This is a genomic window from Streptomyces shenzhenensis, assembly GCF_021462265.1.
GTDB lineage: Bacteria > Actinomycetota > Actinomycetes > Streptomycetales > Streptomycetaceae > Streptomyces > Streptomyces shenzhenensis.
Map to the genome: position 1 here is coordinate 16,336 of NZ_JAJONF010000005.1, position 25,871 is coordinate 42,206.

Genomic DNA, 25,871 nt, shown 5'->3' on the forward strand with positions numbered 1-25,871 from the left:
CCTCCACCGGTACGACGCGGAAAGGGGACGCGACAGCGGGCGTGCGGGTTCAGCCGGAAGCGGGTGACAAATCCGACGCTGATATCCGGCCGACCATAGCTCCCGCATCATCGCAAATGATCCAAACGTCTCTACGATGACGCGTGGAACGGCCCGGGGACGGAGAACCTCTTGGAGGGCGCAGGCCGATGACGGGGACGGTGTCGAGGGGGGCGATGCCTTTCATGAAAGGCGACTGGAGCCGGGTGGTCGCGGAGGCGGTCCGCCTGGTGCGGCGCACGCTGCGCGACGAATGGCAGGCCATCGTCGTGGAGCCGTTACGGCAGCTGGTGCGGCGCGGACTGTCCGGGCTCGTGCTCGCGTTCGTCGCCGCGTTCGGCGTCATCTTCTTCCACGCCGTCGCCCAGCACCCCTTGGGCAGGCGGCTGGTGTGGCACCTCGGCGGTGTCACCGCCGACCTCCCGCTGTGGCTCTCCCTGTCGCGCACCCCGGTGTCGCTGTACGTCCCGGCGCTCGACCTGCCGGTCTGGGCGGGCATCACCCAGCTCTTCGTCGCCTTCGCGCTCGCCGAACTCACCCTCGGCCGCGGCCGTACCCTCGCCATCGCGTACCTGACCACCCTCGCCGGCACCATGACCGCCCGGGTGATGGTCGCGCTGGGCCCCGGCTGGTGGGGTTTCGGCCTGCCGCCGGAGGCCGGCCGTATCCTCGACACGGGGCCGTCCGCCGCGGTGGTGGGACTGTTCACCTACCTGGCGGTGGTCCGGCGCGCCCCCGTCGTCTTCGCTCTCACCGGCGGCTCGATGGTGTGGGAGTCCCTCGCCGTACCGAACCTCGCCGGCCGCGAGCACCTGATCGCCGTGGGCGCGGCGTGCGTCCTCGGCCTGTTGCACGGCCGCCGCCTGTCGCCGGCCACCCGCCTCGCCGAACGCCTCGGCATCACCCCGGCCCCATCCCGCTCGGGACCGCCGGCACCCCGCCCGGGCCCACCGCGCCGGCCCGTACCCTCCCCCCACCTCCCCGACCCTCCCGCCTTCCCCCAAACCCCCTATGTCACGCGGCCCGCCCGCCGAACTGCTCAACAACGTCAATGTGATGGTTTTCGCACTTCAGCCGGTTCGGGCAACCCCTAATGTTGCGGCGAGCCAGGGGGTGTCCGCCGGGGCGGGGCCTGGTGCGTGCGGTCGCGAGGCGCAGGGGGAGCCGGCGAGTGACGACAACGCGGCCGGCCCGCGACGCCGACATGATCCGCCGGACACCCCATGAGGACGGGCGCGGCTGACACCATGGTGTTCGTCGCCGGCAGGCTGAAGGGATCCAGGGATGTTCCGCAAGGTGCTGGTCGCCAACCGTGGAGAGATCGCCATCCGCGCTTTTCGCGCGGGCTATGAGCTGGGAGCGCGCACGGTCGCCGTGTTCCCCTACGAGGACCGCAACTCGCTGCACCGGCTGAAGGCCGACGAGGCCTACGAGATCGGGGAGCCAGGACATCCGGTGCGCGCCTACCTCTCCGTCGAGGAGATCGTGGGCGCGGCCCGGCGGGCCGGGGCCGACGCCGTCTACCCCGGTTACGGGTTCCTCTCCGAGAACCCGGAACTCGCCCGCGCCTGCGAGGAGGCGGGCATCACGTTCGTCGGGCCGAGCGCCCAGACGCTGGAGCTGACGGGCAACAAGGCCCGTGCGGTGGCCGCCGCCCGCGCAGCCGGCGTGCCGGTCCTCGGCTCCTCCGCGCCCTCCAACGACATCGACGAACTGGTCCGCGCCGCCGACGAGATCGGCTTCCCGGTGTTCGTGAAGGCCGTCGCGGGCGGCGGCGGTCGCGGCATGCGCCGCGTCGAGGATCCGGCCGCGCTGCGCGAGTCCATCGAGCAGGCCTCCCGCGAGGCGGCCTCCGCGTTCGGCGACCCGACGGTCTTCCTGGAGAAGGCCGTCATCGACCCGCGCCACATCGAGGTGCAGATCCTCGCCGACGGCGAGGGCAACGTCATCCACCTCTTCGAGCGGGACTGCTCGCTCCAGCGCCGCCACCAGAAGGTCATCGAGCTGGCCCCCGCACCCAACCTCGACCCGGAACTGCGCGACCGCATCTGTGCCGACGCCGTCCGCTTCGCCCGCGAGATCGGCTACCGCAACGCAGGCACCGTCGAGTTCCTCCTCGACCGCGACGGCAACCACGTCTTCATCGAGATGAACCCCCGCATCCAGGTCGAGCACACGGTCACCGAGGAGGTCACCGACGTCGACCTGGTCCAGGCCCAGATGCGCATCGCCGCCGGCGAGACCCTCGCCGACCTCGGGCTCTCCCAGGAGACGGTGAAGCTGCACGGCGCGGCCCTGCAGTGCCGTATCACCACCGAGGACCCCGCCAACGGTTTCCGGCCCGACACCGGCCGCATCAGCGCCTACCGGTCCCCGGGCGGCTCCGGCATCCGGCTCGACGGCGGCACCACCCACGCCGGCACCGAGATCAGCGCGCACTTCGACTCCATGCTGGTCAAGCTCACCTGCCGGGGCCGGGACTTCAGGGCCGCCATCGGCCGCGCCCGGCGTGCCGTCGCCGAGTTCCGCATCCGCGGTGTCGCCACCAACATCCCCTTCCTCCAGGCCGTCCTGGACGACCCGGACTTCCGGGCCGGCCGGATCACCACCTCGTTCATCGAGCAGCGCCCGCACCTGCTCACCGCCCGCTCCTCCGCCGACCGCGGCACCAAGCTGCTCACCTACCTCGCCGACGTCACCGTCAACAAGCCGCACGGCGAGCGTCCCCACCTGATCGAGTCGACCACCAAGCTGCCCCCGCTGCCGGCCGGCGAGATCCCCGCCGGATCCCGGCAGCGGCTGGTCGAGGCCGGCCCGGAGGGCTTCGCGCGCTGGCTGCGCGAGTCGCCCGCCCTCGGCATCACGGACACCACCTTCCGCGACGCCCACCAGTCCCTGCTCGCCACCCGCGTGCGCACCAAGGACCTCCTCGCCGTCGCCCCGGTCGTCGCCCGCACCCTGCCCGAACTGCTCTCCCTCGAGTGCTGGGGCGGCGCCACCTACGACGTGGCGCTCCGCTTCCTCGCCGAGGACCCCTGGGAGCGGCTGGCCGCCCTGCGCGAGGCCGTCCCCAACATCTGCCTGCAGATGCTGCTGCGCGGCCGCAACACCGTCGGCTACACCCCGTACCCGACCGAGGTGACCGACGCCTTCGTCCAGGAGGCCGCCGCCACCGGCATCGACATCTTCCGCATCTTCGACGCCCTCAACGACGTCGGCCAGATGCGCCCCGCCATCCAGGCCGTACGGGAGACGGGCACCGCGATCGCCGAGGTGGCCCTCTGCTACACGGCCGACCTGTCCAACCCCGGCGAGCGGCTCTACACCCTCGACTACTACCTCCGGCTCGCCGAGCAGATCGTCGAGGCCGGCGCGCACATCCTCGCCGTCAAGGACATGGCGGGCCTGCTGCGCGCCCCGGCCGCCGCGAAGCTGGTCTCGGCCCTGCGCCGGGAGTTCGACCTCCCGGTCCACCTGCACACCCACGACACCGCGGGCGGCCAGCTGGCCACCTACCTCGCCGCGATCCAGGCGGGCGCGGACGCGGTGGACGGCGCGGTGGCCTCCATGGCCGGTACGACCTCGCAGCCCTCGCTGTCGGCGATCGTGGCCGCGACCGACTACTCGGAGCGTCCCACCGGGCTCGACCTGCGGGCGATCGAGGACCTGGAGCCGTACTGGGAGAGCGTCCGCAGGGTCTACGCCCCCTTCGAGGCGGGTCTCGCCTCACCGACCGGCCGGGTCTACCACCACGAGATCCCGGGCGGCCAGCTCTCCAACCTGCGCACCCAGGCCGTCGCGCTCGGTCTCGGCGACCGTTTCGAGGACATCGAGGCGATGTACGAGGCCGCCGACCGCATCCTCGGCCGGCTGGTCAAGGTCACCCCGTCCTCCAAGGTGGTCGGCGACCTCGCCCTGCACCTGGTGGGCGCCGGGGTGGCGCCGGAGGACTTCGAGGCCACCCCCGACAGGTTCGACATCCCGGACTCCGTCATCGGCTTCCTGCGCGGCGAGCTGGGCACCCCGCCCGGCGGCTGGCCCGAGCCGTTCCGCACCAAGGCCCTGCGGGGCCGCGCCCCCGCCAAGCCGGCACCCGAGCTGACCGCCGAGGACCGCGAGGGCCTGGCCAAGGAGCCCCGCTCGACCCTGAACCGGCTGCTGTTCCCGGCGCCGACCCGCGAGTTCGAGACCCACCGCCAGACGTACGGCGACACCAGCGTCCTCGACAGCAAGGACTTCTTCTACGGCCTGCGCCCGGGCAAGGAGTACTCGGTCGACCTGGAGCCCGGCGTCCGGCTGCTCATCGAGCTCCAGGCCGTCGGCGAGGCCGACGAGCGGGGCATGCGCACGGTGATGTCGAGCCTCAACGGGCAGCTGCGGCCGATCCAGATCCGTGACCGGGCGGCGGCCTCGGACATCCCGGCCACCGAGAAGGCCGACCGCGCCAACCCCGGACACGTCGCGGCCCCGTTCGCCGGCGTCGTCACCCTCGCGGTGGCCGAGGGCGCGGAGGTCGAGGCGGGCGCCACGGTGGCCACGATCGAGGCCATGAAGATGGAGGCCACCATCACCGCCCCGAAGGCCGGCCGGATCTCCCGGCTCGCCATCAACCGCATCCAGCAGGTGGAGGGCGGCGACCTGCTGGTCGAGATCGCCTGAGCACGGGCCCCTGGGGCGGGGGAGGGCCGGCCGGAGGCGGCCCTCCCCGGCTTACGAACGGGAGAAGTGCGTGCCCAGCCGCGCCTTCACCAGGTTCGGGTCGCGCTGGGTGAAGTAGGCGGCGTTCGCCACGAAGACGTCACGGCCGCTCACCGCGAGCGCGGTCGGGTTGGACAGCCCCTCCTGCACCGTCAGGACATCACTGTGGCTGCCGTCCGGGCCGACCAGCGCGACCTCGTTGGACTGGGGGAGCGCGGCCAGCACGATGTCCGAGTGCCCGGGGAAGACGAAGTCGTCCACCCCGGCGAGACCGGTCGCCCTGGTCTCGGCCGCCCCTGCCGAGCCGTCCGCGCCGACCGGGATGCGCAGCAGCGTGCCCCGGTCGGTGTTGGTCACCCACACCGCGTCCTTGTGGACCTTGATCCCGTTGGCGCCGAAGCCGGTGGCCGACGGGAGCCCGGTGAGCGCGGGGCCGGTGGCCCAGGCCGTGGGCTCGGCACCCGACCGCGGGATGCGCCACACCGTGCCCAGTGCGGAGTCGGCCGCGTACAGCACGCCGTGCCTCTCGTCGAGGGCCAGACCGTTGGGCAGGCCGTTCGCCGGCAGCTCGGCGATCTGTTCGGGCGTGCCGCCGCCGGCCGGGATGCGCCAGACGCCGGTCTTGTCGGTGCCGGTGGCGTAGGTGACGTACAGCGTGCCGTCGAGGGCGCGGACCAGGCCGTGCGTGACCGCGCTGCTCACGAGGGGCGTCCGGGGGCTCTTCTCGTCGGGCAGGGTGGCGAGGACACGGACCCGGCGCTCCCGGGTGACCTTGACGACCTGCCGGGCGAACGCGAAGGAGATGTCGACCGCGCCGCCCCGCTCGGCGACGACGCTCTCGGGTGTCTGTCCCCGGGCGAGATCGAAATGGGCGACGGTGTGGGGACGGGCGAGGACCGGGTCGTCGCTCGCGGCCGGAACCGCCGCGAGCAGGCCGATCGCGACCGCGGCCGGGGCGGCGGCGCACCGGCGGGAGAATCGGGGCATGTGACCTCTTTCGACGGGAGCGCAGGGCTCCGGCGTACCGGTCACACCAACATGACGCTTCCCCGTCCTCGGGCCGCGGCAGCCGCGGCCGCGACGTCGCCCGCCCGGCGCACGTCGTGGGCCCGCATGCCGCGCAGCCGGGTGACGGCCCCGCTCAGTTCCACATGGGGTAGTTCATGACCTGCGTGTATCCCTCGGGCCTTGCGCCGGAATAGGTCAGGCTCAGGCGCGTGAAGTGCTGCACGTTCGGGTGCTTCGTCCAGGCCACCGGGCGGTCGAGCCGTACGGTCACCGGGTACTTGTGGAACGTGCCGGCCGCGCAGTACGGCTTGCAGTCGTTCACCACGTTCACACCCTGGGCGACCGCCGTGCTGTCGTTCCACTTGGCCCAGTGCATGCCGGTGAGGATGCTGTTGCCGTCGCCGCAGGCCAGCAGGAAGTCGGTCGGCCTGAACCGCTGGTGCCAGAGGCAGTCGACGAGCACCGGGTGGTGGGCCGGCGCCCGCGCCGGGGGCCGTGCCGGCGGAGTCGCGGAGGCCGTCGTCATACCTGCCGTGAGCAGCAGGGCCGCCCCGAGTCCGATCGCCGTTCCCACCACTGGTCGCATGGTCGCTCCCGCCCGTTCCGCCGTACGTGTTCCCTTCGACGCTACGACCGTCCCGCGAGATGTACCACTTGCGGCGTATTCACCGCCCAGAAGGGTGAATCCCCGACCGGTGTGTCCGGCGGGCGGGGCCGGCGGCGCCACCACCGTCGGGCGACGGTCCTCGGGTGGTGGTGCGTCCGGCCGTGCCGGTTCCGGTGCGCGACTACGCGTACAGCGCGACGGCTCCGCCCCACAGCGCGCCCGGGTTCAGGCGCTCGGGGAAGCGTTCCAGCATGGCGTGGAAGAAGCCGAGCGCGTCTTCGTGCTTGCCGAGGAGTTCGTCGGTGGTGTCGAGGTAGAGCCGGGTCTCGGCGACGGCGCGGGCGGCGTCGTCGTCGAGTTCCTTGTTCTTGTGGCCGGTCACGATCCGGCGCGGCCGCAGGCCTTCGACGACGGCGATGGCCTCGCGCCAGGCGTCGCGGCCGCCGTCCCGGGATTCGGCGAGGTACTGGTGCACGCCGTTGTAGATGACGTCTCCGGCCACGACGAGTTCGAGGTCGGGGACGTGCAGCACGCTCGTTTCGTCGGTGTCGCTGTGGCCCACCTCCACGATGACCAGGTCGTGCCCTTCGAGGGTGAGCCGGTTGCCGGGCACGGTGACGGCGGTGACGGGGGCGTCCGGAATCTGTCCGGGGAAGAGCTTGTCCCAGAAGTGCGGGCGGAGGGAGACGTTGCGGTGCATCTCCGCGATGGTGCCCGCGGAGGCGACGACCCGCGCGCCGAAACGCTCCGCCAGGACGCCCGCGGTGAACCAGTGGTCGCCGTGACCGTGGGTGGCGAAGATGTGGGTCAGGTTCTTGCCGGTGGCTTCGACCCAGTCCCCCACCGCCTCGGCCTGGGCGGAGGTCAGTGGCGGGTCGACCAGGACGGCGTCCTGGTCTCCATGGACGAGAGTGACCGACAGGGGCGAGAACATCCGCCGGTCCCCGTTGGGGACCAGGTCGGTGACGTTCTGCGCGATCGGGTCGGCGACGAAGACGTCGTAGGCGAGCGGACTGTGTGCAGGCATGGTGCGTTCCTCAACTGGCATGGTCGTCGCCGCGGGCGCGGTCGGACGACCGGCCGGCGGCGGCGAGGGCGGCGTAGTAGGCCGGGCCTCGGATGATCGAGACGGTGTCCTGGTCGACCGGCTCACCGTGATCGTCACGGAATTCGAGGTGAACCGGCCGCTCCCCGGCGGTCGCGTAGAGGACGCCCTGTCCTGTCTCCTGCGGGCGGTGCCGGTCCCCCCACGCGCTGAGGGCCGCCAGAACCGGCAGCACGTCGCGGCCGGCCTCCGTGAGGAGGTATTCCTCGCGGCTGCGTTCCCCTTCCTCCTGATACGTCACACGCTCCATGAGCCCCGCGCACACGAGGTCGTTCAGGCGCTGGCCGAGGGTCGCGTTCGGGATGCCGATCCGCTGGAACTCCGCGAAGCGGGTGCGCCCGAGGAAGGCCTCGCGAAGCAGCAGAAGGTTCCACTTCTGCCCCAGCACGGTCAGCGTGCGCGCGATGGAGCAGTTCTGATTCGCCGGCAGTGACATGGCGTCCATGGCTGCCACCCTACACGCTGGCTCTGAAAAATGAACGCAGGTGCTGGCATCAAATTTCGAATCCAGGGTGGAGGTTGTGACGGCTGTGCTTGCCGGGCGGACTCAGTCGTGCTTGACGGTCAGGCCGTAGAACGCGACCCGGGCGCCGTTGGTCGTGCTGTCGGAGGACGACTGGTTGTACGAGCCCGCCTTGAAGTACTGCTTGTACTGGTTGAAGGAGGACGGAATGGCGTAGTGGGTGGTGGTGCCGTTGACGGTCAGGTCGATGGTGTTCCCGCCGGAGACGGCGATGGTGTACGTCCAGGTCTTGCCGACCGGCACATGGCCCACGCTGTGTGTGGTCTGGCCGCCGTCCGGGGAGTTCTCGGTGCCCAGCACGATGTCGCCGCCCGCGTGGTAGTAGAGCTCCAGCAGCGGCTTGGTGGACGAGCCGCCGGTGCCGAGGTGGATCTGCCCCACGCACACGTTCTTGGTCACCGAGACCACCCGCAGGGTCGCGCTCATCCTGTGGCTGCCGCTCAGTGACCAGTTGGCGGCGCTGCCGTCCCGGTTCATCTCGCGCAGCTCGGAGCGGGCGTAGCTGGAGTTCGGGGTGGTGACCCCCTTCTCGGGCGCCCAGAAGGTCATCGCGCCGTCGCGGGTGTCGGTGTAGAAGTACGCGTCCTGGTAGCCGTCCGCGCCCTGGAGCCGGGACGAGGGGATGGTGGTCGGCGAGCCGGGGGAGCCGACCGGCTCCTGGAGCTGCCATACGGACAGGTCGAAGTTGCCGCCGGGCGCGACGTCCGGGTCCGCCGCCTCCGCGCTGCCGCCGAGCAGGAGGGTGAGTGCGAGGGTGAGGCTCGCGGCGGTCGGCGCCGCGAGCAGCCGGGAACGGTTCACGTGGGGGGTCCTTTCGTCAGAAGGCTGCGCCCGGGGCTCACTGTCGTTTGTATACGTGAACTCCGGACGCATCCGTAACCGTCGATGACCCGTGAAGCTAAAGGTCCGAACCAATCCCGTCAAGGGGGTCAGCAGGCGCCCTCGTCCTGCCAGGGACCCCACTCGGAGGCGCCGGGCACCTCGTTCTGGGTCCACCACTTGGCCTTCCAGTTGTGGCCGTTGTACGAGACCTCGTTCCCGGCCGTGTACACCGCCGTCGAGCTCCAGGCGGACTTGCAGGAGGTGGGTGTCGGAGTGGGGGTCGGGGTGGGGGTGGGGGTCGGCGGGGTGACCCCGGCGAACTGCACCGAGTACCTGGCGAAGTCCCAGTCGCCCTGCGCCACGCTGGAGCAGGTCCCGGACGTGGTGCCGTTGTTGTCGACCGGGCTGCACTGGCGGTCGCGGTTCAGGGACCAGAACGTGAAGCGGTTCATGTTGTGGCTCGTCGCGTAGTCGAGCACGGTCTGGAAGTCGGCCTGGGTGAAGTACTCGCCGGTGTCGCTGCGGCCGTTCATCCCGGAGAAGCCCTCGTGGGCGTAGGCGGTCGCCTGGTCCCAGCCGAAGGTGGACTGCAGGATCGCGTTGAAGTTGGTGAGCGCGCTGGTCTGCGAGGCCGCCCCGCTGAAACCGCCGTCGAAGGGCATGATGGAGAAGTTGTTCGGCGTGAACCCCTGCGACTTCGCCTCCAGCAGCATCTGCTTGCCGAACCAGCCGGTCCCGTCGGCCGTGCCGGGCGTGGTGACCGAGACGTACAGTCCCGGGTCGTTCTGCTGGAGGATCTTCGCGGCACCGATCTCGTTCCTGATCGCCGCGGTGTTCTCGTACTCCGGCTCCTCCAGGTCGAAGTCGATCGCGTGCAGCCCGTACTTGGTGATGACCTGCTGGTAGGCCGCGGCGGTGGAGGCCGCGTCCGCGCAGGTCTGCCCCAGCTTGGTGCCGCCGTAGCCGCCGATGGAGACGGAGACGTCACCGCCCTTGGCGCGGATCGTGTCGATCACCGACTGGACGGCGGTGTCCGAGGAGACCGCGGCCGTGCCGCCCCAGGTGGGCGAGCAGCCGCCGCCGTCGGGGGCCAGGACGAACGCCAGCTGGAAGGCCTTGAGGCCGGTGGCGTCCATGATGGCGGCCGCGTTCGGCGGGTTGTTGTCCAGCGGCATCAGGTACGGGGCCGCCGCGTACCACCGGTTGCTCAGGGCGGTGGTCGCACCCGAGGCGTCGCTCGCGACCAGCGCGGTGGTGCCGGCGGCGGCGAGGGTGACGGCGGCGGCCGCGCCCAGACATGCGCGTAGGGGTCTCACTGGTGCCTCCAGGGGCCGGGGAGGTGGGGTGGGTCCCAGCTTCCAGAGGTGTCGCGGTCACGTCAATGAATTGGACTGGACCAAAATGCACTTTGGACTAGACCATACGGTTTCTTTACCTGGCGGCGCGAAGCAGGTGCGGTGCCCCGAAGCGCACCTTCACGCCCGGCGACCAGAGCACGCTGACCGGTGGCCCGGACGGCGTCGGCAGGCCCGCCGCCTCGACCAGTTCGTCGTCCAGGTGCAGGAGTTCGGCCCGATGCAGCGGCCAGGGCGCATGCTCGTTCGGCAGGTACGCGGTACGGCCGTGCCAGGTCACGTGCAGCCCCCAGCGCGCGGTCAGGAAGTGCTCCAGCGGTGAGGGTTCGGTGATCGGCGGCCCGGTCCGCACGACCGCCCGGCTCGTGGCCGCCGGGCGCCGCCGCCGGCAGGTGTAGGTGATCGCGTCGCCCTCGCGGCGCAGCCGCATCGCGGACCAGACGTACGGCAGCCGGAACCCGTACCGGCCCACCAGCGCCGGGAGCAGCCGGGCGGAGTCCAGGGACCTGAACACCACCCCGCGCCGGCCGCGCTCGTCCACCGAGTACAGCCGCACGTTCGTCTCGCAGAAGGTGCCCAGATACGGCAGCCCCGGCCCCGGCCCGAACCCGGTGCCCCGCATCAGGAACGGGACGAGGCCGACGTAGGTGACCCCGTCCAGGGTGTCCGGCCGGGTGCCGGCGGGCAGCAGCCCGGCCACCCGCTCCGGCTCCACCGGCCAGTGCACGAAGGTCAGGTCGTACCACCCCTGCACCATCGTCGGCCGGTGTACCGGCCGTGGGGTGGACGGGGTTATGGCCTCGCTCGCCACGATCTCCATGACACAGGTTGATAGCACGCCAGTACGAGCCGGCGGGAGTGTTCCACGCGAGTGGGGTGCCGCCCGCCCCGCCGGGTGCGCTTCGCCGGCCACGGCCCGGTGATCAGGACTTCCGCGCCGCCAGGCCCGGTAACACGGGTAAACTGTGGGCGACACGCAGGCCTTGAGAAGGAGGAGCCGGGATGCCGCCGCACAGCTCTTCCGCGGCCGACGTCCCGGGCGACGGCGACGGGCCCGGCGAGCCGCCGCCCGTCCGGCAGGCGCTGTCGGACAGCGTGTACGAGAGCATCAAGGCGATGGTCATGGACCACGAGATCGCCCCCGGCGCCCGCGTCGGCATCGACGCGCTCTCCCGGACCCTCAGCGTGTCCCCCACCCCGGTCCGGGAGGCGCTGGCACGGCTGGAGTCCGACGGACTGGTGGTCAAGCGGGCCCTGTCCGGGTACCGGGCCACGGAGCTGCTGACCCGTCAGGGCCTCACGGAACTCTTCGAGATGCGGCTGCTGCTGGAGCCGAGGGCCGCCGCGCTGGCCGCCGTCCACGCCACCGAGGAGCAGCTCGACGGTCTGGAACGGATCGTCGAGGAGATGCAGGACGAGCCCAGCCCCAACGGGCGGTACGCGTCCTACCGCGACTTCGCCGCCCTCGACCAGCGCTTCCACGAGGCGATCGGACTGGCCGCGCACCGGCCGCTGCTGGCCGACGCCGTCCAGCGCCTCCACGCCCACCTGCACATCTTCCGGCTCAGCAACGTGGTGGGCGCCGGCGGCCCGACCGTCGCCGAGCACGAGCGGATCGTCCGGGCCGTGCTGCGCCGCAACCCCGAGCGGGCGGCCGAGGCGATGACCGAGCACCTCACCCGCAGCATGGAACGCCAGCTCCAGGACGGCGACGGCGACGGCGGCGAGCCGGCTACTCCATGAGGAACACCTGCTCCGCCGTGGCCCACCACTCACCCGGGGCCGCCTCCGCGACCGGCGCCTGACAGGGCACGGTGCGCCGCCACCACTCCTGGGTCGCCTCGTCGGCGGCCATCAGCGCCAGGTCGGCCGCCAGGTCGTCGCCGTGGTACTCGAAGTAGGCGAACAGGCGGTCGCCGAGCAGGTGGATCGAATAGTTGGCGACACCGCAGCGCCGGAGCCGGTCCAGGACCGGCTCCGGCACCTCGCGGTGCAGCTCCCGGTACTCGTCCAGCATTTCCGGGAGTACGGCGATGACCTGGGCCACCCGCCTCACGAGCGCACCTCGTCGCGGTCGTGGATCAGGCGGATGATCCTGCCGCTCATCCGGTCGTAGTCCCGGTCGTTGTCGACCTCGCCGCGGACGCGGTGGCCGGTCATGACGACGATCCGGTCGGCGAGGGTGACCATCTCCGCGAGGTCGCTGCTGATCAGCAGGATGGGCAGGCCGTCGTGGGCCAGGTCCCAGATGAGTTCGTGGAAGGCGCGTTTGGTACGGACGTCGACGCCCACCGTCGGTTCGTCGATCACCAGCAACCGGGTGTCGGCGGCCAGCCACTTGGCGAGGCTCACCTTCTGCTGGTTGCCGCCGGAGAGCTCACCGGCGTGCTGCCCGAGCCCGGTGATCCGGATGCCGAGCCGGTCGACGAGGTCCTGGGCGACCGCGCGCTCCTCGCCCGCCGGGACGAACCCGAGCGCCCTGGCCAGCCTCCGCCACACCGTCACCGTGATGTTGCGGACGATCGGCTGCTCCAGGAAGACGCCCTCCTCCTTGCGGTTCTCGGTCACGTACCCGATACCGAACTCGTGCAGGGCCTGCCGGGGCGAGCGGATCCGGGCCGGGCTGCCGTGCACCCGGACCTCCCCGGCGGTGACGCGGTCGAGGCCGAGCACCGCCTTGACCAGCTCGCTGCGCCCGGCGCCCACCAGCCCGTACAGGCCCACGATCTCCCCGGGCCGCACCGCGAGGCTGATGTCCCGGTGCCCGCCGGCCGTGGCCACACCGTCCAGTTCCAGGACCGGTTTCGCGGACCGGTCGACCGTGCGCGGGCGCATCCCGGCCGCCGTGTGCGCGCGGCCCACCATCAGGCTCACGATGTCGTCGTGGGAGTGGCCGGCCAGCGGCGCCGACGCCAGCACCGACCTGCCGTCGCGCAGCACGGTGACCGTGTCGCAGAGGGCGAAGACCTCCTCCAGCTTGTGACTGACGAAGACCACGCAGGCGCCGCGCCCGGCGAGCCGCCGGACCACCCCGAACAGGCGGTCCGTCTCCTCCGGGGAGAGGGAGGCGGTTGGCTCGTCAAGGAGCAGCACCCGGCTCTCGGTGTGGAGGGCCTTGGCGATCTCCACCAACTGCTGCTGGGCGACCGACAGTTCGCGCACCGGCCGGGCCGGGTCGAGGTCGACGCCCAGCTCCGTGAGACAGGCCACGGCCGGTTCGGTCATCGCCGCGTGGTCGACCAGACCACGGCGCGCGGGCGGCTTCTGCAGGGTGATGTTCTCGGCCACCGAGAAGCCGGGGATGAGGTTGCGTTCCTGGTGGACGACGCCGATGCCGGTCCGGGCCGCCTCCAGCGGCGAGCGCAGCCGCACCGGTTCGCCGCACCAGGTGAGGGTGCCGCCGTCGGGCGAGTGCACCCCGGTCAGGACCTTGATGAGGGTGGACTTGCCGGCGCCGTTCTCGCCGAGGAGCGCGTGCACACTGCCGGCGGTCAGCCGCAGCCCCACGCCGTCCAGGGCACGGACACCGGGGAAGACCTTCACGAGGTCGTGGCATTCGAGAAGGACCGCGCTCATCGCGCACCTCCCGGCTGCGGTGAGGGCGCGGTGGTCCTCGCGAGCCGTGTCTGGTGCAGGTGCCCGCCGGCGACCGTGCCGAGGACGACCAGCCCGATCAGCAGGTTCACCCAGCTCGGGTCCAGCGAGAACTGGGCGCGCGCCGCGTCGATGAGCCGGGTCACGAACGCCGCCAGCACGGTCCCGAACACCGCGATGGACCCGCCGGTCAGCGCGACCCCGCCGATGATGGGAGCGGCGAAGCTGGGCAGCAGCCAGTCGCCGCCGACGCTGCGGTTGACGCCGGGCAGCGAGGCGGTCGCGGTCACGGCGGCCACCCCGACCAGCAGCCCGGACAGCGTGTGCGCGGCCACGATCTGCCGGTCGGTGGAGATCCCCGACAGCCGGGCGGCCAGCGGGTTGCCGCCGGCGGCGAGCAGCCGCCGGCCCGCGACCGTGCGGTACATGACGGCGCCCAGCAGGACCGCCGCGCCGATCGCCGTGACGAAGACGAGCGGGATGTCCAGCGGTGCGGCCGAGCCCAGGTCGCGCAGGGTGGCGGAGTAGCCGTCGACGGTCCGGGTGCCGACGAGCCGGTACTGCGCGCCCAGCAGGATCGTCATCGTGGCCAGGGTGACGATGAAGCCGTTGATCCGTGTGGCCACGATGGCGAGACCGGTCACCAGGCCGACGGCCGTCGCCGTCACCAGCCCCGCCCCGACCGCGACCACGGCGGGGACCCCGTGATCGGCCATCAGGACCCCCGTCAGACAGGCGGTGAAGCCGCCCAGGGCGCCGACCGCGAGGTTGAGCTGGCCCACGCACAGCGCCACCATCTGGGCCAGGCCGATGAGGATGGGCGTGGCGAGGTACTGCAGGAAGACCCGTACCGAGGAGCCCTCGAAGAAGGAGCCCGAGGACGCCACCTCCAGCGCCACCGCCCCTGCCACGACGACCAGCAGCAGCATGGCCGTCGTCGTACGCGAGAACCGGCGCAGCACCGCGGCGGCCCGGCCCTGCTGATCGAGCATCGTGCTCATGTGGAGCGCACCACCTTGCGATAGGAGACCACGGTGCGGATCCGGTCGGCCGACAGGGCCAGCAGCAGGATGCAGCCGAGGTAGATGTTGAGGCTTTCCAGGCCGACGCCGAGCAGGTCGAGCCCCTTGCGGATCACGCCGACCAGCGCGGTGCCGAGCAGCGTGCCCAGCACGGACACCACCCCGCCGGTGAGCAGGGTGCCGCCGAGCACCGCGCCCAGGAAGGACGGCAGCATGAAGTCGTCGCCGATGGAGGCGCGGAACGTGCCCGTTCCGGCGGCGGCCATGAACCCGGCGAGGGCCGCGAGCAGCCCGGAGAGGGTGTGCGCGAGCAGCACCCGGCGTCCGGTGGGGATGCCGGACAGCTCGGCGGCGGCCGGGTTCGCCCCGGTCAGCAGCAGTTCCCTGCCGACGCGGGTACCGCCGTACAGGAAGCCGAGGCCGAGCATGGCGAGCACGGTGAACTGGGCCAGCTGCGGGACGGCCGGCGAGCCGCAGACCGGGCCCGCACAGATGTCGGCCAGCGAATAGGACCGCAGGGCGTCGACGCCGGCCGGGCGGGTGGTGAAGGCGGCGTCCTCGGTGAGGGCGGAGTACATGAGGGAGACCAGGCCCAGCAGGGCGAAGTCCGTCGCCAGCGTGACGACGAAGGAGCTCACCCCGGTACGGGCGATCAGCCAGCCGGTGACCGCGCCGATCGCCGCGCCGGCGGCCAGGCACAGCAACAGGCCGGCCTGCATGGGCAGATGGAGCTTGTCGTAGCCGATGCCCGCGAACATGGCGCCGAACGCCGCCATCCGCCCGACCGCGAGGTTCATGTGCCCCACCGAGAGGGCGGCCATCTGGGCGAGCGCCACCACGGTCAGCGTGGCCACGTCCCGCAGCAGCGGGAAGAGCACCAGGCGCTGGTCGAGGAAGGCGGGCCGCACCACGCCGAACAGGACGCTCAGCGCGATGACCAGCACCAGCAGGCCGAGCCGCTGGTTGACCCAGAACGGCATCCGGTGGCCGGCCGTCCGCTCCTTCGGGACGGTGTCCGGGGGACTGACGGAGGTCGTCATGCCACCCTCCGGTCGTCGAGCGCGTCCAGGTCCCAGTCGATGCCGATGCCCGGCACGTCCGGGGCCACGGCCAGGCCGTCCCGGATGGCCAGCTCGGTCCGGGTCACGGCCCGCAGCTGCGGGATGTACTCGACGAAGCTCCCGTTGGGCACCGCGGCGGCGAGGCTGACGTGCAGTTCCATCAGGAAGTGCGGGCAGACCATCACGTTGTGGCTCTCCGCCAGGTGCGCGACCTTCAGCCACGGGGTGATTCCCCCGATCCGGGCCGCGTCGACCTGCACCACGGACGCGGCCCCGGCCTCCAGGCAACTGCGGAACTGCATGAGGGAGTACATGGACTCGCCGACCGCCACGGGGATCCGGGTCGCCCGCGCGAGCCGGGCGTGGCCGCTGAGGTCGTCCGCGGGCAGCGGCTCCTCCAGCCAGTACGGGTCGTACGGCTCCAGCGCGGCCGCGAGCCGCAGCGAAGAGGACGCCGTCTGGGACTGGTTGGCGTCGGTCATGACGTGCAGCGCGGAACCGACCGCTTCCCGCACCGCGCGCAGCCGCTCCGCGTCCTCGGCCGGATGCGGCTTGCCCACCTTGATCTTGACGCCCGCCCAGCCCGCCTCCTGGGCCCGCAGGGCGCCCTTCACCAGTTCCTCGGTGCCCAGATGGAGCCAGCCGCCCTCGGTGTCGTAGACCGGTACCTCCCGGCGGTGTCCGCCGGCCAGTCGCCACAGCGGTTCGCCGGCCCGCTTGCAGCGCACGTCCCACAGGGCGGTGTCCACGGCGGCCAGGGCGAGGGAGGTGATGGCGCCGGTGGTGGTGGCCCGGGTCAGCGCGAACAGCCGCTGCCACAGCGCCTCGATGTTGCGGGCGTCCTGCCCGGCCAGGGCCGGGAGCAGATGGTCGCGGAGCAGGGCCAGCACGGAGGTGCCGCCGGTGCCGATCGTGTAGGCGTAGCCGGTGCCCGTGAGACCGTCGGCCGTCTCCAGGTCGACCAGGACCGTCTCCTGTTTGACGAAGGACTGCACCGCGTCGGTGCGGTCCGTCTCGACGGCGATGTCGGCCAGCCGGGCGGTCGCGGTCGTGATGATGCTCATCGGTGTCCGTTCTCTTTCTGGTTCTGGCTCTTTCTTGCTCTTCCGGGCTCGTTGGGGGCTCTGTGGGGCCTCTTTCGGGCGGTCAGCCGCACGCGAGGTACTTGTCGGCGAACTCGGTCTTCAGCTGCCTGGTCTTCGCCTGCCGGGCCTGGTCGTAGCCGGTGACGTTCGCCTTGGTGACGACGAACGAACCCGAGTCGACCTTCACCCCGGGGTCGCGCATGGCGCACTGCTTCGTCTGGAGCAGCGCGAGCGCCCAGACTCCGATCTCGGCCTGCCCGGCGGGGTTCTGTACGACGGTGGCGGTGACCGTGCCCTGCCGGATGCCGCTGAGGATCTTGGCGTCGTCGTCGATGGCGACGACCTTCGCCTTCGAGCCGGACGACCGGACGGCGTCGGCCGCGGCGACGGCCGGGTTGTAGGCGGTGGCGACGATGCCCGTGATCTGGCCGCCCTTGGCCGCCATCAGGTCGGACACGGCCTTCTGCGCGGTCTGCAGGTCCGTGTCGATGTCGGTGACGGTCTGCAGGAGCCGCACCTTGCCGCCGGACTCCTTGACGGCCCGGGCCACGCCCTTGATCCGCAACTGGGTGTTGGCGTCCACGTTGTTGCCGGTCAGGTGGACCAGGGTGCCCTTGCCGCCCATGGCCTCGATGGCGGCCTTCGCGGCCTTGTAGGCGGCGAGTTCGACGTCGGTGGAGAGGCAGAAGTCGGCCTCGTCCGTGTTCCCGGCCGGGCAGGAGCCCAGGGACGCCACCGGGAAGCCCTGCGACGTGAGATCGCCGAAGGTGGTGTTGATGTCGGTGGGGGAGACGCCGAACACGCCGAAGGCGTTGTAGCCGCGGGCCGCGAGCGTGGACAGCAGGTTGTTCTGCTTCTGCTGGTCCCACTCCGCCGTCTCGTCGAAGGTGACGTCCCCGAGGCCGTAGGCCTTCTTCGCGGCGGCCCCGGCCGTCTTCCACGGCTGGAAGTACGGATGGGCGCCGCCGGGCACGAGGGCCACCTTGGTTTTCGACCCGTCGGCCAGGTCGGCGCCGGCGCCGGCGCGTCCGGCCGTCGGGGCCTGCCCGGTGGCGGGAGCGGGTGCGTTGCGGTAGGTGCAGGCCGCGGTCCCCATGGCGAGCAGCGTCGCCGTGAGCACCCCGGACAGGACGGATCTGGTCGGGAAGCGCATCTCCCACCCCTGCGGGATCAGATAGGAAAACGATGCGGAGATCGTGGGTCAGGGGGAGGTGTGCGTCAAGGCCTGCGACAGGAACCGTTTCTATCAGGGATGATTCCAAAGTTGGCGAACCCGGGTCCCCAAGGTGCCGAAAAATCATATAGGAAACGTCGAAGGGGGGTGGGTGCACCTGAGGGTACCCGGCGCACCCCGACTGCTTCCGCTTCCGCTCAACTCGGCCCGCCCGCCCGGTGATTCGGCCGCGATCTGAGCACGCGCGACTCCGGCCGCCGCTCTGATCGCCTGCTGCCGGCGGCGCCACCTTGTCGTCCCGCCCGGCGATCCCGGCCATGTCTCCCGCACCGCCCGCACCCGTGCGGAAGGCGGCCCTCCAGCTGCTGAGTGCCTGCGGGATGTCGATCTCCGAGTTCGACCACCTGGTCGCCGAGCAGAGACCTTTCGCCCCCCCCGTGTCACCGGCACCTTCGCCTCACCGGCGATCGACGTGAAGCCAGGTGACGGCGGCTACCCCGAGTGGCGGCGCGTCACCTGCCCGGGACTTGCGAAGACCACCATGAAGAAGGAACGGCGCCTCGGCCGTGACATCGGCCCCCGGCGCTCGGAGTTCGACGAGTGCGACCCCGCGGCCCTGCGCACCCTGATGCGCCGGACGTCCGCCCAGTACCGGCGGACCGGACGCATGGACCGCTTCGCCCGCCCCTGGACGGTCGACCTCGTGGGCCACCTCTTTTACGTCCGCGCGGATCATTTCACCGGCGGGCTGTCCGTGCTCTACGCCGGCGACCGGCCGGTGGCCGCGCACTTCGGCCCGCGCTCGGGCACCGTACTCGCCGCCGGGTTCACCGCACACGACCCCGAACCGCACTGCTGCTCACAAGGGTTGATGACGCCTGCGTACCGCGGAGGCCGTGGCACGGGGCGGAGGCACCCTCGTCGGCCTGGGGAGCGGCGGCAAGGAGTACCAAGGAGTGCAAGGACCGGCTCAAGACCCGCGAACTCAGGGCGGGCGGGGGTTTCGCCACCCGTGTCCACCCGGTGGCCGTGGCACACCGCCTGTGGCGCCGGCCGGTCCGCGGGCCGGCCAACACCGTCCTCGCCCATCCACGGCTGCGCGACCCGGCGGACCGGCTGCTCAGGACCGTCGGCACGCTGCGCGCGGCCCGCCGGGCGGACGGGCTGCGCAAGGGGTGACCGGAACCGCGGCGCGAGCGCGGCACCCGGTGTACGGCGCCGGGGGACCGGACGGGCCGCCCGGTCCCCGCGGAAGAACGCCGGTCGGGGATCAGACGGTGCCGCTCGCCGTGATCTCGACCTTGGCCTTGGGGGCGCCGCTCTGGGAGCCGTAGCTCTCGATCTTGTCGACGATGTCCTGGCCCTCGACGACCTCACCGAAGACCACGTGCTTGCCGTCCAGCCAGGACGTCACGACGGTGGTGACGAAGAACTGCGAGCCGTTGGTGTTGCGGCCCGCGTTGGCCATGCTCAGCAGGTACGGCCGGTCGTGCTTGAGCTGGAAGTTCTCGTCCTTGAACTTCTCGCCGTAGATGCTCTTGCCGCCGGTGCCGTCACCCCGGGTGAAGTCACCGCCCTGGAGCATGAACTGCGGGATGATCCGGTGGAAGGCGGAACCGGCGTAGCCGAAGCCGTTCTGCCCGGTGGCCAGCTCACGGAAGTTGCGGGCCGTCTGCGGCACCACGTCGTCGAACAGGTTGAACACGATCCGGCCGGCCGGCTCGTTGTTGATCGAGATGTCGAAATAAACGTTGTCGCTCATGCAGGTCAACCTATCGCGAACCGTCCTGCGGGGCCGCACAGCCCGGGGTGTCGGGGTGCGGGGGCCGCTCGGGTGCCCACCAGGGTCCGCAGCAGCTCCCGGCCGGCAGGCCGGTCACCGAGGCCGCTCGCGGAATTGAGGTGGCCGTGCGCGGGTCGTTCACCAGGCGGCACCCCCGTCGCCGATGCGCGCCTCACTACGTGCGATCTCCCGGTTGAGGAAGATGCCGAAGGCGACGCCGGCGGCTGTCAGTGCAGCGCCCGGGGTGTGTCCGGAGCCGACGTAGCGCCATTGCCGTTCAGTGGCCACATCCGGCACTGGTGGCTTCACGGATGCTCTCGCGCTCGGTCTCGGCCATGGCGGCGAAGAACCCGAAGAGCATCCGGCCGGGGCCGGACGGGCCGTAGATGCCGGGCAGCGGGCCGGCCGGCATCTCCAGGACCAGGCCGTGGGCGGTCAGGCGGTCGGCCAGCGCGGTGAGCTCGGCGGCGTCGCGGCCGAGGCGTTTCATCTCGTAGACGGTGAACAGCACGCGGCAGTGCGGCGCGTGGGCCCTGACTTCGCGGGCCAGGGTGTGAGCGGCCTCGAACTGGGGGCGGACCCGGATGCGGGTGCTGATCTTCTCGGAGAAGATCTTGTCCCGGGGATGCCGTGCGCGCTGAGCGCCTCCAGTTGCGACTGCAGCTCCTGGGTGAGGCGGCTGCAGCGGGCGTATCCGATGCGGATGTCCGCGCCCGGGTTGTCCGTCTCGGGCGCGGCCGGCGGCGGGGTGCCGGGACGCCAGGGCTGGCCGGGTCCGCGGTCGGCCGGGGCCGGCACCCGCAGCAGTTTGGCGAGCCGGGCGACCTCCTTGAACCGGCCGGTGTGGTAGATCCCGGCGACCGCGCCCGAGCGCGAGCGGCAGGGTGAGCCGGGCTGGACGCCGCAGCGCGGGCAGTCGTGGCGCCCGACGTCGTCGGCGTCGCTCTCGGTGGTGTCCTGAGGGCCCGTCACACTCGAAATTTCCTCACAAACCATTCCCGGAACAGGGTGCCGGCACCGCTTGAGTGAGAACGAGTTCTGAGAACCGAACGGGTGCTCGGGCCGGCTCCGACGGCCGTTTCCGATGTGCTCCCGGAAAGGGTCGTTCATGAGAGAACGCACGACGCTGGCCGGACCAGACGCGAGGCGAGCAGCCGGTCGCGCGGGGTGGTGGTGACGGTGCCGGCATCACCGAGTTGCCACAGCCAGGGCGGCGGGACGGTGCGTACCGCGCAGGCTGCGATCACGGCGTGGCACTCGGCGCCTTCGGAGTGGCCTTGCGGTCCGTTGCCGACGACCCGCGTCAAGCCGGAGGTTCTCGGCCGTGCGGGGCCGCCGGGGCCGCTCCTTGCCATCCGCTCCGCACCGTCATAGCATTACGATCGTAAGCCAAACGATCGTAATTCAATTACTCAGGAGTCCGTCATGGCGACACAGCGGCCGGTAGCACTCGTGACGGGGGCGTCATCGGGGATCGGCAACACAACCGCTCGCGCCTTCGCCGCAGCCGGGTTCGAGGTGATCGGAACCGGGCGGAACACCTCGGGACTCACCCCGCCCGCCGGTGTGACCTTCCTCGACCTCGACGTGACCAGCGACGAATCCGTCACCGCCGCCGTCCAGGAAGTGATCGAACGGTTCGGACGGATCGACGTCCTCGTCAACAACGCCGGTCTGGGCTCGGCCGGCGCCGCCGAGGAGAACTCCGTCGCCCAGGCCCAGCGCCTCTTCAACCTCAACTTCTTCGGTCTCGTCCGCATGACGAAGGCCGTCCTGCCGCACATGCGCGCCCAGGGCCGTGGGCGCATCGTCAACCTCTCGTCCGTCCTCGGCGTCATCCCGCAGCCGTTCATGGCCCTCTATGTCGCCGCGAAGCACGCCATCGAGGGCTACTCCGAGTCTCTGGACCACGAAGTCCGCGAGCACGGTGTCCGCGTCCTGCTCGTCGAACCGGGCTACACCCGGACCGCCTTCGATGCCAATGCCGCGCAGCCCGACACCCCGCTGCCGCTCTATGCGGAGCGGCGGCGTGTCTTCGACGAATTGGTCGCTGAGGCGATGAAGGCCGGCGACGACCCCGCCGTCGTCGCCAAGGAGATCGTCACGGCGGCCACCGCCCCGAAGCCGAAGCTGCGCTACACCGCCGGACCGCTCGCCTCGCGCATCACCACCGCGCGACGCCTCGTCCCCGCCGGGATCTTCGACAGGCAGATCCGCAGATTCAACCGGATGCCCGGCTGACGTCACACCCGGCTCATCGACCTGCACTGCGCGCGATAGGCGCGCGCCCCTCGGACCTGAACAAGAGCATCACCATGGGAATCAGTACGGAAGCACAGCAGTTCGCGCAGTTCCTCGAAAACGTGCGCGTAAAGGCGTCGACTCCGGGCCTCGATCTGGCCGTCGTCCGCGACATCGTCGACACACACGCTTCGGCATCGACCGAGCCGGAAGGCGTCACCTACGCCGACGTGGACGCCGACGGCGTCCCCGCCCTGTGGGCCATCCCCGAGGGCGCCGACCCCGACAGGGCGCTGCTGGCTTCGCCGGCACCTCGGCAGCTGACGTGGAAGCCGCCCGGACATGCGCATCGTCCGCCGAGTAGGCAACCGAGAAGATCACGCGAAGGGAAGGCTGACATGAAGGCATTCGTCGTCGAGATGTACGGCAGGGACGGCCTGCGCGCCGCAGACGTTCCCGAGCCGACCGTCGGGGACGGCGACGTCCTGGTCCGGGTGAGCGCCGCCAGCATCAACCCGCTGGACAGGATGCTCCGCAACGGGGAGTTCAAACGACTCCTGAAGCACAGGCTTCCGTTCGTGCTCGGCCACGACGTCGCCGGCATCGTGACGCAGGTCGGGTCGGCCGTGCGCGACTTGACAGTCGGCGACGAGGTCTACGCACGTCCCCGCGACCTGCGGATCGGAGGCTTCGCCGAGTTCATCGCGATCGACCAGGACGACGTTGCACCCAAGCCGCAGTCCCTCACCCCCCGCGAGGCGGCCGCGGTGCCCCTGGTGGCCCTGGCCGCCTGGCAGATCCTCGTCGACCGCGCCCACGTGATGCCGGGTCAGAAGGTGCTCATCCACGCCGGTGCCGGTGGCCTCGGATCGACGGCCATCCAGCTCGCCAAGCACCTCGGCGCCACGGTGGCGACGACCACGAACACCCGCACCGAGAAGTTGGTCAGGAGCCTCGGCGCCGACATCGTCATCGACTACACCAAAGAGGACTTCTCCAAGGTGCTGTCCGGCTACGACCTGGTGCTGGACTCCATGGGCGGGGCGAACCTCGAGAAGTCGCTGACCGTGCTGAAGCCGGGCGGCCTGGCCATCGGCGTCGCCGGCCCGCCGGACGCCGGTTTCGCCAGGCAACTCGACGCCCCCTCGTTCATGGGCATGGCCATGAACGCGCTCAGCCGCAAGGTGCGCAAGCAGGCCAAGGCCCTGGGCGTGCGCTATGAGTTCTTCTTCATGCAGGCCAGCGGCGCCCAGCTCCGCGAACTCGGTGCCCTGTACGACAGCGGGCGGCTCCGCCCGGTCATCGACCGCACTTTCCCTTTCGACCAGACCCTCGAGGCGATGGCGTACGTAGAGCAGGGGCGTACCACGGCCGGAAAGGTCGTGATCTCGATGACGCCCGGCAGCGACTGAATCGGGCTGGCCGCAGAGAAGGCGTGGCGGTGCTCCAGATGGCGCTCGCCTCTCATTGGAGTTCGTTCATAATCCAATATGATGGCGAAGCCGGCGGAGGGCAGGCGACCCTTCCGGCGTACAGAGGAGCGAGCGCGTGGTGCGTTACGGGAAAGAGCACAAGCAGGCGACCCGGCAGCGGATCATCGAGACCGCCGGCCGCCGGTTCAAGAAGGACGGTATCGACGGCTCGGGCATCTCGACGCTGATGGCGGACGCCGGACTGACCAACGGCGCCTTCTACGGCCATTTCGAAACCAAGGGCGACCTCGTGGCCGCCGCGGTCGCGGACCAGTTGCGCACGCAGTACGCGAACGTCATCGAGCAGGCGGCCCCCGGCATCGCCGGAGTCGAGCAGATCGTACGGTGGTATCTGTCGCCCCAGCACCGCGACAGTCCCGACGACGGCTGCCCCTCCGCCGCACTCCTCGACGAGATCGGGCGCTGCGCGGACGAGACCAAGCAGGCGTACACCGACGGCGTGCTCGCCGTCATCGACGGTATCGCCGCTCGCCTGGCGCCTGCCGATCCGCGCTCGGTGCGCACGAAGACCCTCAGCGTCTACGCCATGATGGTCGGGACGCTGCAGCTCTCCCGCGCCCTGGCCGACCGGCGACTCTCCGACGGGCTCCTCGAAGAGGGCATCCGCAACGCCCTCACTCTGCTCAGCGCACAACCACCGGGCAGCGGCTGAAGGTGCTGTTCGACGGGGACGAGGTGCCCTCCTACCACTGCCCGGTGCTCTCCCGGGAAGGCGCCGTCTGCCGAGCATCCGCCCGCTGGCCGGGGATGACCGCGGCCGGGTGGAGGTCGAGCCGGTTGCTCATGCCCAGCTCGAACCGGCCGTAGGGGTTGACATGGGTCCAGAACAGCGGGGAGAGCGCGCGCCGGTCGGCGAGGCCGAGGCGCTCCACCCACTTCGGCTCGGCCAGGACTTCTTGCAGCAGCAGGGTGTTCACGTGGACCAGGGCGGCCTGCAGCAGGTGCAGGGCCGGGGGCGGACAGGCCTGCCTGGCGGGCCGGGACGACTCCGTGGCCCTTCCCCGCCCCGCGTGGGCCTCAGCGCATTTGTTGCGGCGCGTGAGGGAGGTTTTGGAACGGGTGCTCGGCTGAGCCCAGGACGACGAGTTCAGTGCTGTCCAGCACCTCCGAGAGCGCCTGCGGCGCCCCGCGCATGTGGAAGTAGTCCCACTGCGCGCGGCGGATCGCCCGGTCCGGGTGGCTGAGCGCGCGCAGCACGTCCCAGTGCAGGGCCTGGGCCCAGACGTACCCCGGGTCGCCGTCGACGTCCTTGTCCTCCGCGTCGACAGGGGTGTCCGCGAGCGCGGAGGCCAGGCGGTGGCTGTCCACGGACCCGGCGGCGAAGTCCAGGAACGCGGCGGGGTCCGCGCCCACGGGTGCGTCGTCGGCGGCGTCGTCGTCCCGGGCTGGCCAGGAGTCGTAGCGGTGGGCGCGAACTCCGCCGCGCCAGACCTCCAACTCCAGCCGGTCACCGTCGTACTGGAAGGCTGCCAGTACCGGAGCACCCAATTCGGCGCTGATCGGCCCGGCGAGCGCGAAGACGCCGTTCTCGTCGAGGGACCGGTCCGGATGGACGAGGCAGAATCCCGGCCCGGCAGAGGTCGCGTAGCCCGCCGCGCAGGTTTTACGCAGGACCGGGGCCGCCTGTTCGAGCGGCGCGGGAATCAATATCGTGCCGTACGTGGTCACGACCTCACCTCCTGGGCTGCGGTGACCCTAAGCGGCGGTGACGCTGCGAGGCCAACGAAATACGCCCCTCCCCGACCTGTCGTCGCACATGCTGCCGTACGTCGCCGGTGCGCCGCGGCGCGGTCGGCGACGCGTCCTGTACGGCGTCCTCCGCTCCGGTCCGCAGGAGCGGGCGATGCCGACGGGCAGGTGGCCGGCGGCCGACAGCCGTGCGGCGACCGCGCGTCCGATGCCCTGGGACAGCTCCCGTGATCAGTACGCGTCTGCGCAGCACAGGTCACCTCCGAGCGGGGGATGCGTGAAAGTCGGTGAGGTCGGACCGCCCTCGGGTTCCGGCCGCGCCGGCCTGTCGGGTGACGGGACCCGAGGGCGCAACGGGTTCAGCCCTGGTAGGCGAGGTCGGCCGCGGTCAGGCCCTCCAGGGCCATGCCGACCTGGACGCCCTGCCCGAGACAGTTACCTGGGCCCCGCTCATCGGCCACCCCCTTGTCCGACGCACCTGGGCGGTCTGGCCCGCCGGCCCCCACCGCCGTGATCTCGGCCACCTCGTCGCCGCCCTCGAACAGACAACTCCTTCCTGACTCGGACCGGGC

The 25,871-nt window shown here is 71.2% G+C and carries 24 protein-coding genes and 1 pseudogene; 7 read left to right on the forward strand and 18 right to left on the reverse strand.

Annotated features, from left to right (window positions below; genetic code table 11):
* Nucleotides 1-215 precede the first annotated feature (215 nt).
* A complete protein-coding gene (locus LQ326_RS08600) occupies nucleotides 216-1,133 on the forward strand; it encodes a hypothetical protein (RefSeq protein ID WP_234534295.1) in 918 nt (305 codons plus the stop codon).
* Between the two features lie 190 nt (nucleotides 1,134-1,323).
* Complete coding sequence (locus tag LQ326_RS08605; protein WP_234534297.1) at nucleotides 1,324-4,698, forward strand: pyruvate carboxylase; 3,375 nt, start codon at nucleotides 1,324-1,326, stop codon at nucleotides 4,696-4,698.
* Nucleotides 4,699-4,749: 51 nt separating this feature from the next.
* On the opposite strand, the gene LQ326_RS08610 is transcribed toward LQ326_RS08605, so the two are convergent.
* From LQ326_RS08610 to LQ326_RS08640, 7 genes are all read right to left on the reverse strand, one after another.
* Nucleotides 4,750-5,724, reverse strand: a complete 975-nt coding sequence (locus tag LQ326_RS08610; protein WP_234534299.1) for an SMP-30/gluconolactonase/LRE family protein — start codon at nucleotides 5,722-5,724, stop codon at nucleotides 4,750-4,752.
* A gap of 154 nt (nucleotides 5,725-5,878) precedes the next feature.
* Nucleotides 5,879-6,331: a hypothetical protein gene (locus LQ326_RS08615; protein WP_234534301.1), complete on the reverse strand. Its 453-nt coding sequence runs from the start codon at nucleotides 6,329-6,331 to the stop codon at nucleotides 5,879-5,881.
* Between the two features lie 202 nt (nucleotides 6,332-6,533).
* Entirely contained in the window at nucleotides 6,534-7,379 is an 846-nt protein-coding gene (locus LQ326_RS08620; protein WP_234534303.1) for an MBL fold metallo-hydrolase, read from the reverse strand.
* A 10-nt stretch (nucleotides 7,380-7,389) separates the two neighbouring features.
* A complete protein-coding gene (locus tag LQ326_RS08625; RefSeq protein ID WP_234534304.1) occupies nucleotides 7,390-7,902 on the reverse strand; it encodes a winged helix-turn-helix transcriptional regulator in 513 nt (170 codons plus the stop codon).
* Between the two features lie 102 nt (nucleotides 7,903-8,004).
* Nucleotides 8,005-8,781 (reverse strand): polysaccharide lyase family 7 protein, encoded by a 777-nt coding sequence (locus LQ326_RS08630; RefSeq protein ID WP_234534307.1) that lies wholly within the window; start codon nucleotides 8,779-8,781, stop codon nucleotides 8,005-8,007.
* A 128-nt stretch (nucleotides 8,782-8,909) separates the two neighbouring features.
* Nucleotides 8,910-10,118 carry a carbohydrate-binding protein gene (locus LQ326_RS08635; RefSeq protein ID WP_234534308.1) on the reverse strand — a complete coding sequence of 403 codons (1,209 nt, stop codon included), beginning with the start codon at nucleotides 10,116-10,118 and terminating at the stop codon, nucleotides 8,910-8,912.
* A 115-nt stretch (nucleotides 10,119-10,233) separates the two neighbouring features.
* Nucleotides 10,234-10,977, reverse strand: coding sequence for a YqjF family protein (locus tag LQ326_RS08640; protein WP_234534310.1), 744 nt, complete (start codon nucleotides 10,975-10,977; stop codon nucleotides 10,234-10,236).
* A gap of 182 nt (nucleotides 10,978-11,159) precedes the next feature.
* Here LQ326_RS08640 and LQ326_RS08645 point away from each other — a divergent pair, with 182 nt between their 5' ends.
* A complete protein-coding gene (locus LQ326_RS08645) occupies nucleotides 11,160-11,900 on the forward strand; it encodes a GntR family transcriptional regulator (RefSeq protein WP_234534312.1) in 741 nt (246 codons plus the stop codon).
* On the opposite strand, the gene LQ326_RS08650 is transcribed toward LQ326_RS08645, so the two are convergent.
* The 6 genes from LQ326_RS08650 to LQ326_RS08675 form a co-directional block, all read right to left on the reverse strand.
* Nucleotides 11,890-12,213, reverse strand: a complete 324-nt coding sequence (locus LQ326_RS08650; protein WP_234534313.1) for an L-rhamnose mutarotase — start codon at nucleotides 12,211-12,213, stop codon at nucleotides 11,890-11,892. The two genes, LQ326_RS08645 and LQ326_RS08650, sit on opposite strands and share 11 nt — an antisense overlap.
* Entirely contained in the window at nucleotides 12,210-13,733 is a 1,524-nt protein-coding gene (locus LQ326_RS08655) for a sugar ABC transporter ATP-binding protein (protein WP_234534315.1), read from the reverse strand. The genes LQ326_RS08650 and LQ326_RS08655 overlap by 4 nt, the downstream gene beginning before the upstream one ends.
* Nucleotides 13,730-14,752 (reverse strand): ABC transporter permease, encoded by a 1,023-nt coding sequence (locus LQ326_RS08660; RefSeq protein WP_234534317.1) that lies wholly within the window; start codon nucleotides 14,750-14,752, stop codon nucleotides 13,730-13,732. Before LQ326_RS08660 ends, LQ326_RS08655 begins: the two co-directional genes overlap by 4 nt.
* Nucleotides 14,749-15,813 (reverse strand): ABC transporter permease, encoded by a 1,065-nt coding sequence (locus LQ326_RS08665; RefSeq protein ID WP_234534319.1) that lies wholly within the window; start codon nucleotides 15,811-15,813, stop codon nucleotides 14,749-14,751. The genes LQ326_RS08660 and LQ326_RS08665 overlap by 4 nt, the downstream gene beginning before the upstream one ends.
* The gene (locus LQ326_RS08670; protein ID WP_234534321.1) at nucleotides 15,810-16,898 is read right to left on the reverse strand and encodes a mandelate racemase/muconate lactonizing enzyme family protein; all 1,089 of its coding nucleotides are present in this window, start codon (nucleotides 16,896-16,898) and stop codon (nucleotides 15,810-15,812) included. The genes LQ326_RS08665 and LQ326_RS08670 overlap by 4 nt, the downstream gene beginning before the upstream one ends.
* An 82-nt stretch (nucleotides 16,899-16,980) precedes the next feature.
* The gene (locus LQ326_RS08675; RefSeq protein ID WP_234534323.1) at nucleotides 16,981-18,072 is read right to left on the reverse strand and encodes a sugar ABC transporter substrate-binding protein; all 1,092 of its coding nucleotides are present in this window, start codon (nucleotides 18,070-18,072) and stop codon (nucleotides 16,981-16,983) included.
* A 380-nt stretch (nucleotides 18,073-18,452) separates the two neighbouring features.
* Between LQ326_RS08675 and LQ326_RS08680 the strand changes: the two are divergent.
* Nucleotides 18,453-19,272, forward strand: a pseudogene (locus LQ326_RS08680) (GNAT family N-acetyltransferase); the annotation flags it as partial.
* A gap of 91 nt (nucleotides 19,273-19,363) precedes the next feature.
* Here the strand turns inward: LQ326_RS08680 and LQ326_RS08685 are convergent.
* The 3 genes from LQ326_RS08685 to LQ326_RS48255 all read right to left on the reverse strand — a co-directional run bounded on the left by LQ326_RS08685 (nucleotide 19,364) and on the right by LQ326_RS48255 (nucleotide 20,848).
* Nucleotides 19,364-19,855: a peptidylprolyl isomerase gene (locus LQ326_RS08685; RefSeq protein ID WP_234534326.1), complete on the reverse strand. Its 492-nt coding sequence runs from the start codon at nucleotides 19,853-19,855 to the stop codon at nucleotides 19,364-19,366.
* Between the two features lie 298 nt (nucleotides 19,856-20,153).
* Complete coding sequence (locus LQ326_RS08695; RefSeq protein ID WP_308401886.1) at nucleotides 20,154-20,474, reverse strand: recombinase family protein; 321 nt, start codon at nucleotides 20,472-20,474, stop codon at nucleotides 20,154-20,156.
* Nucleotides 20,363-20,848 (reverse strand): zinc finger domain-containing protein, encoded by a 486-nt coding sequence (locus LQ326_RS48255; RefSeq protein WP_234534328.1) that lies wholly within the window; start codon nucleotides 20,846-20,848, stop codon nucleotides 20,363-20,365. The genes LQ326_RS08695 and LQ326_RS48255 overlap by 112 nt, the downstream gene beginning before the upstream one ends.
* 453 nt (nucleotides 20,849-21,301) lie before the next feature.
* Here LQ326_RS48255 and LQ326_RS08705 point away from each other — a divergent pair, with 453 nt between their 5' ends.
* From LQ326_RS08705 to LQ326_RS08715, 3 genes are all read left to right on the forward strand, one after another.
* The gene (locus LQ326_RS08705; RefSeq protein WP_234534330.1) at nucleotides 21,302-22,117 is read left to right on the forward strand and encodes an oxidoreductase; all 816 of its coding nucleotides are present in this window, start codon (nucleotides 21,302-21,304) and stop codon (nucleotides 22,115-22,117) included.
* Between the two features lie 398 nt (nucleotides 22,118-22,515).
* Nucleotides 22,516-23,529 (forward strand): NADP-dependent oxidoreductase, encoded by a 1,014-nt coding sequence (locus LQ326_RS08710; RefSeq protein WP_234534862.1) that lies wholly within the window; start codon nucleotides 22,516-22,518, stop codon nucleotides 23,527-23,529.
* A gap of 136 nt (nucleotides 23,530-23,665) precedes the next feature.
* Nucleotides 23,666-24,262 (forward strand): TetR/AcrR family transcriptional regulator, encoded by a 597-nt coding sequence (locus LQ326_RS08715; RefSeq protein WP_234534332.1) that lies wholly within the window; start codon nucleotides 23,666-23,668, stop codon nucleotides 24,260-24,262.
* A gap of 31 nt (nucleotides 24,263-24,293) precedes the next feature.
* Here the strand turns inward: LQ326_RS08715 and LQ326_RS08720 are convergent, their stop codons facing one another.
* Together LQ326_RS08720 and LQ326_RS08725 are read right to left on the reverse strand one after the other, a co-directional pair.
* Nucleotides 24,294-24,701 carry a transposase gene (locus LQ326_RS08720; protein WP_234534865.1) on the reverse strand — a complete coding sequence of 136 codons (408 nt, stop codon included), beginning with the start codon at nucleotides 24,699-24,701 and terminating at the stop codon, nucleotides 24,294-24,296.
* Nucleotides 24,628-25,278, reverse strand: coding sequence for a hypothetical protein (locus tag LQ326_RS08725; protein ID WP_234534898.1), 651 nt, complete (start codon nucleotides 25,276-25,278; stop codon nucleotides 24,628-24,630). Before LQ326_RS08725 ends, LQ326_RS08720 begins: the two co-directional genes overlap by 74 nt.
* Nucleotides 25,279-25,871: the final 593 nt, after the last annotated feature.